We start from the raw sequence: 5,730 nt of genomic DNA, 5'->3' as shown, positions 1-5,730 counted from the left end.
CTCTCGGCCGACGTTCTGCGCGCGAGCGCGGGGACTACTTGCGGAACATCCGCGCCGTGGTCTCGAAGAGGCCCTTCACGGGGCGCTGCTGCTCGCCCTGCTGGGCGCCGAGGACGATGATGACGGCGGTCAGCACGGGGATGGCCCACTGGGTGACCTTCTGCACGCGGAGGGCCGTAGTCAGCTCCTGCGAGTTCTGCTCCGACGCCTCGGTCACGCCGGGGGCGCCCTCGTCGGCGTGCTTGGCCTGCGTCGCTCCGGCGACCGCGGCGATCACCGAGGCGGCGCCGGCGAGCCCGGTCACGACGGTCTTGACGACGGTGTTCGTGCGGCTCTCCTGCTGGTTGGCCAGGCGGGTCTTGTTGGCGAGGACGAGTCCGATGCCGCCGACGCCGTGGGCGGCGATCGCGGCGAGCTGCACAGGGGTCCAGCGGGCCCAGCCGTTCGAGGAGAGGCGGAGGCGCTCCGCCGGGTCGGACGAGGTGGACGCGGCGCCGTTCAGGCCGACGGCGCCCATGAGCGAGCCGCCGAACCAGGCGGCGGCTCCGAGGTCGTGGAGACTGCGGACGAGGGTGTTGCGGGAGGGCATGTGGGCCTCTTCTCTGCCGGCGGCGGACGCCGGCGGTGGTCGGCTGGTGCGGACTCCTCCGACGCTACGCGCGCCCTGGAACCGCGCACGGGGCTTGACCTCTCCCCCTCCGACAGGCTCCGCTGGAGGTCACCGACCGACCCGGACCGACCGACCCGAGGAGCCCCGCGATGCCCACCGACGACGAGAAGCGGACGACCCGCGACGAGTTCCACGACGCCGTGAACATGACCGCGAAGGAGCTCGAGGAGTGGCTCGGCACCGACGAGTCGAAGGAGGTCGGCCAGAAGCCGGAGGGCGGCGGCGAGTCCGTCGGCCACGAGAGCGGGCGCCGCATCGTCGAGCTTCTGGGCACGAAGCAGGCCGACCTGAGCGAGGACGACTACGCCCACATGACGAAGGTCGTCGGCTACGTGCACCGGCACGCGAAGCAGCGTCCCTCGGGCGATGTCACCGAGACGAAGTGGCGCTACTCCCTGAAGAACTGGGGCAACGACCCGCTGAAGGGCTGACCCGGTCCGAGAGCTGCGCTCAGCACATCCCGAAGAGGTTGCAGAGGGCGCCGCGGTCCTGGATCGACTCCATGCCGCCCGGCTTCTGCACCTTCGGCAGCTCGTAGGAGGCGGCGACCGTCTGCACGCCGGCGGACGAGGCGGCCTGCACGGGAGCGGCGGCAGGAGCAGCGGCGGGAGCGAGGACGGCTCCGAGGGCGAGTGCGGCGGCGGCGAGGATCGGGGCCATGGTCGTTCTCCTGTGATCGAGGGGTGCGATCGGCTCGACCGCTCCACCAGCATGGCGACGCCCCGTCGCACCGCTCCTGTACGAAAGACCAGTCCGCCCTTGTACGGAAGGCCGACGGGGCTCGGAGAAGGCTTCGGTACCCTGGTCCCGTGGTGGGGACGACGCGGTGGACGAACGACGTGCGGACGCTGCCCGGCGGCTGGATCACCCGGTCCCTCCTCCTCGGCTCCTTCACGCTCCTCGTCGTCATCGACCTGATGGGCGGCAGCGTCGACCTCACGTCGGTCCGCGGCTGGATCGAGCTGGCGCTCCCCTACCTGCCGCTCCTGGCGCTGCTCGCCGGCGCGATCCCCGCGGCGGTCTCGCTCTACCTCGTCTACGCCGTCGTCCTGATGCTCGGCGCCCCGCCGCTGCTGCTCGCGGCGCTGATCTTCCCGACCATCGTGGTGGTCGGCTTCGTCACCTTCCTCCTCCCCTGGCGCGCGGGGCTCGTCTTCGTGCTCGGCACCCTCGTCCTCCTGCCCGCGGTGCTGCTCGTCGACCGCGCCATGGGCACGGCCGTCTACGTCCTGGGCGCGTTCGTCCTCTTCGGCGGCACCGCCGGGCTGGGCCTGAACGCCTTCCGGGGCCGCAGCGAGCGGAGCGAGCGCCGGGCCGACCGCATCCAGGAGGAGCAGGCGCGGATCCGCAACGAGGAGCGGACCCGGCTCGCGCACGAGCTGCACGACATCGTCGCGCACGAGGTCACCATCATCGCCATGCAGGCCCGCCGCGCGACCTCGGTCGAGGACCCGGCCAAGACCGAGCGCATCCTCGAGAGCATCGGCGACGCGGCGCAGCAGGCGCTGCAGGATCTGCGGAGCCTCGTGACGCTCCTCCAGGACGAGGACGAGGCAGGCGCTCCCGCCCGCGGCGACTCCGACCTGCTCGGGACCCCGGAGGTCTCGGGCGCCACGACCACCGCTGTCGGCTTCGTCCACGACGTGCGGAACGTCGCCGACGCGATCGAGCGCGCGGGCTTCCGGGTCCGCCTCGATGTGGCGGGCTCCGTGGCGCAGGTGCCCGCGAGCCTCCGCCAGGTGCTGCGGCGCACGGTCCGGGAGCTGGGCACGAACGTGCTCAAGCACGGCGACACCGCCGGTGAGGTGCAGCTCCGGCTCGAGGTGTCGGGGGGCGAGGTGCAGCTGAGCTCCTCCAACGCGATCGCCTCCGCGGCTCCGATCGTCTCCTCGCACCTCGGGATCGAGGCGATGTCGGCCCGCTGCGCCGTCTTCGGCGGGCGGCTGGACGCGGGAGCCCGCGGCGGCCGCTGGACCACGACCATGACCATCCCCCTCGAGGGCCGGGCGTCCGGTGCGCTCGTCGCGGGGGCGACCGACGAAGGACGAGAGCGATGACCCGCGTGCTGCTGGTGGACGACGAATCGATGACCCGCGAGATCCTCCGCGACTACCTCTCGCAGGACCCGGCGATCGAGGTGGTGGGCGAGGCCTCCGACGGGAGGATCGCGGTGCAGCAGGCGGCGACGCTCCAGCCCGACCTGATCCTGATGGACATGCAGATGCCGGTCATGAACGGCGTCGCCGCGACCGAGCGGATCCACGCCGAGCACCCGGGCATCGCGATCCTCGGGCTCAGCACGTTCACCACGGACCGCTACGTCGTCGACCTGCTCCGCGCGGGCGCCTCCGGCTACCTGGTCAAGGACACGAAGCCGCGGGAGATCATCGCGGCGGTGCACGCGGTGCTCGCGGGCGAGTCCGTGCTCTCCGCCGAGGTCACGCGCCACGTGGTGAAGGGGCTCGAGGAGTCGGTGCCGGCGGAGACGGTGCCGGACCCCGATCTGCTCGAGGCGCTCACCGAGAAGGAGCTCGAGGTGATCCGCCTGCTCGCCCGCGGGATGAGCAACCGCGAGATGGCGCAGGAGCTGTTCGTCACCGAGTCGACCGTGAAGGCGCGGTTCGTGAAGGTGATGGAGAAGCTGGGCGTGCGCGACCGGGTGCAGATCCTGGTCTCGGCGATCGAGCACGGGCTCGTCGACCTGGGGACGCGTCCCGGCCGGAGCTGATCGAGCCCGCCGGATTCAGCCCCAGCCGACCACGTCGGCGACGGGCCGCACGAGCCCCGCGACCGCCCGCTCGAGCGCACTCTCGTCGACCGCGGCGAGCGCCGGCTCCGGATCAAGCACCAGGGCGCCGCCCCAGCCCATCACCTCGTACTCCACCAGGGTGCGCGCGAGCGTCTCGGGCGACCGCCAGGCGCGGAGGAGGTTCGCCCGCGCGAACGCGTGCGCGGCGCGTGCTCCCTCCCCGTGCGCGGCGCGGCCGTCGAGGACGGTGCGCAGCACGGTCTCGAGGGTCGGGATGCCCTGGCCGGCCGGGGAGACGACCTGCCAGGTGAGGGAGGGGCGGCTCGAGCGCAGGCCCCGCGCGACCTGGGCGACCGCATCGCCGCCGGCGGAGCGCAGTGCGGCGGGGACGAGCGGCTCGGCCCCCGCGGTGAGGCGGCACAGCGCCAGGAACGTCGCGGCGTGGCCGACCTCGCCGGACGGGTCCGCGCCGGTGACGATCGTGCTCTCGTAGCCCTGCTCGCGGGACTGGTGCAGAGCGCTCGGCAGCGGAGCCGCGGCGGGCACGGAGACGGGCCGGGACGTCTCGCGGACGGCGCGTTCGGGCCCGACCACGGCGAGCACCGGATCCCCGGCTCCCTGGGCGCGCTCGAGCGTCAGGGCGGTCCAGGCCGCGGCGCCCTCCGGAGGGAGCACCGCGGTGAGGCTCTGCGCCCCGGCCGTCGCCGTCCACGCGAGCGAGACCGCTCCGGGGGGAACGGCCGAGCGGAGGCGGGCAGCGCGGTCGGGCCCGTCGTCTCCGGCCGGGTCGCGCCAGCCGAGGGCGACGACGGCGAAGCGGGAGCGCTCGTCGACGACGGCGAGCGGGGGTGCGGCGGTCATGGGCTCCTCCTTCCTGGAGGGGTGGAGGCGGCGGGAACGCCCAGTGCGGCGAAGGGCTGCTCGGCCAGGCGGGCCGCGGCGTCCGCGAGCAGCGGGCGCGGCGGCCGCGCGGCGAGGGAGTCGACGAGCTCGCCCGCGAAGCCGGGCGCACCGCGCAGCAGGGCATCCCGGGCGACGGTGCGGGCCAGACGCTCGTCGTCGTGCACCAGCCGCTCCGCACGCAGCACCGCGCGGTGCCGGGCGTGCTCGAGGGCGGAGTCGTCGCTCACCGCGAGGGCGCGGAGGCGGTGCCACGGATCGACGGGCACGGCGGTGTCGTCGACCAGCACGAAGAGGTCGTCGGCGACGGTGTCGCCCGGGCCGAAGAGTCCGGCGCTCGCGTCGAGTCCGGCCTGCGCAGCGAGCGCCTCGGCGGCGATCAGGTCGCCGAGCAGCTCGTCGGAGACGCGGGTCGACGGCGCGGCGGCGGTCGCGGCGAGCCGGCGGTCGGCGGGCTCGGCGCGGTACTCGGGGCGGGCCGTCCCAGGTGGGACGGCGACCGGTCCTGCCGCGCGATCGGGCGTCTCCGCGAGGGCCGCGACCAGGCGGTCCAGGAGCCGGGCGGGGTCGTCGGCCGTGACGCCGACCAGCACGGAGCCGGCCGGGCGGTAGTGGCGCCTGTGCAGCGCGCGCAGGACGGGCTCGGTCGCGCGGCCCTCGAGGTCGAGGTCGCCGCTGCCGTCGTGCGCGTTCGGGGCGTCGGCCCAGTAGCGGGCGGTCAGGTGCGGCCACGGCAGCACGCCGCCCGGAGCGGGGGCGAGGCGCGCGGCCCGCTCAGAGGCGACCGCGCGGATCTGCTCCGCGATCTGCTCCGGCCGGAAGGCGGGGCGGAAGACCTGCTCGACGAGCCGCTCCGCGATCACGGCGGCCGACCCGGGAGAACCCGTCTCGAAGAACTCGGAGTAGTCGAGGTGCGTGTGACCGCCGAGGACGCCGCCGCTCTCGGCGACGCGGGTCTGCCGGACGAGACCGGCGACCCCCTCACTGTCCTGGTAGACGAGGTGCTCGATCAGGTGCAGCATCCCCTCCTCGCCGTCGCGCTCGTGGCGCATGCCGGCGGGCACGGCGAGGGCGACCGAGTCGTTGCGGACCTCCGGCCGGTGCACGACGAGCGCGCGGGCGCCGGAGGGCAGGGCGGCGGACAGGGTCGGGACGTCGCGGGCGCTCATTCCGCCCGCTCCCCCAGCTGTGCGGCGGACAGGCGCAGCAGCAGCCGCGCCTGATCGCTGCTGGCGCCCCCGGAGCGGTGCCAGTCGACGGCGTGCTGGGCCAGCCGGAACGCGGTGCCGACGCGCAGCAGCTCGGCGTCGTGGTCCTCCTCGAGCGAGAGTCCGCGGCGGAGCACGTCGAGGGCCGGGCGGAGCGCGGGGTGGAAGGCGTGCAGCTCTGCGAGCTCCCCGAGCACCCAGGC

Annotated in this window: 7 protein-coding genes and 1 pseudogene; 3 read left to right on the top strand and 5 right to left on the bottom strand. The window is 74.5% G+C overall.

Annotation, left to right across the window (positions count from 1 at the left end):
• Window positions 1-34: 34 nt before the first annotated feature.
• A complete protein-coding gene (locus tag C5C82_RS16585) occupies window positions 35-589 on the bottom strand; it encodes a hypothetical protein (protein WP_104225093.1) in 555 nt (184 codons plus the stop codon).
• A gap of 170 nt (window positions 590-759) precedes the next feature.
• On the opposite strand from C5C82_RS16585, the gene C5C82_RS16580 reads away from it, so the two are divergent.
• Window positions 760-1,101 carry a DUF3140 domain-containing protein gene (locus tag C5C82_RS16580; protein ID WP_104256256.1) on the top strand — a complete coding sequence of 114 codons (342 nt, stop codon included), beginning with the start codon at window positions 760-762 and terminating at the stop codon, window positions 1,099-1,101.
• A 19-nt stretch (window positions 1,102-1,120) separates the two neighbouring features.
• Here the strand turns inward: C5C82_RS16580 and C5C82_RS16575 are convergent, their stop codons facing one another.
• Window positions 1,121-1,330: a hypothetical protein gene (locus C5C82_RS16575; RefSeq protein WP_104225965.1), complete on the bottom strand. Its 210-nt coding sequence runs from the start codon at window positions 1,328-1,330 to the stop codon at window positions 1,121-1,123.
• A 149-nt stretch (window positions 1,331-1,479) separates the two neighbouring features.
• Here C5C82_RS16575 and C5C82_RS16570 point away from each other — a divergent pair, with 149 nt between their 5' ends.
• Window positions 1,480-2,727, top strand: coding sequence for a sensor histidine kinase (locus C5C82_RS16570; protein ID WP_258059356.1), 1,248 nt, complete (start codon window positions 1,480-1,482; stop codon window positions 2,725-2,727).
• Window positions 2,724-3,398, top strand: coding sequence for a response regulator transcription factor (locus C5C82_RS16565; RefSeq protein ID WP_104225096.1), 675 nt, complete (start codon window positions 2,724-2,726; stop codon window positions 3,396-3,398). Before C5C82_RS16570 ends, C5C82_RS16565 begins: the two co-directional genes overlap by 4 nt.
• Window positions 3,399-3,413: 15 nt before the next feature.
• On the opposite strand, the gene C5C82_RS16560 is transcribed toward C5C82_RS16565, so the two are convergent.
• From C5C82_RS16560 to C5C82_RS17705, 3 genes and pseudogenes are all read right to left on the bottom strand, one after another.
• A complete protein-coding gene (locus C5C82_RS16560) occupies window positions 3,414-4,280 on the bottom strand; it encodes a hypothetical protein (protein WP_104355404.1) in 867 nt (288 codons plus the stop codon).
• Complete coding sequence (locus C5C82_RS16555; protein WP_104355403.1) at window positions 4,277-5,488, bottom strand: pitrilysin family protein; 1,212 nt, start codon at window positions 5,486-5,488, stop codon at window positions 4,277-4,279. Before C5C82_RS16555 ends, C5C82_RS16560 begins: the two co-directional genes overlap by 4 nt.
• Window positions 5,485-5,730: pseudogene (locus C5C82_RS17705) on the bottom strand (hypothetical protein); the annotation flags it as partial. The gene C5C82_RS16555 and the pseudogene C5C82_RS17705, both read right to left, overlap by 4 nt.

The organism is Rathayibacter sp. AY1D5 (genome assembly GCF_002932515.1).
Lineage (GTDB): Bacteria > Actinomycetota > Actinomycetes > Actinomycetales > Microbacteriaceae > Rathayibacter.
This window is presented reverse-complemented; position numbering and strand designations above follow the sequence as displayed.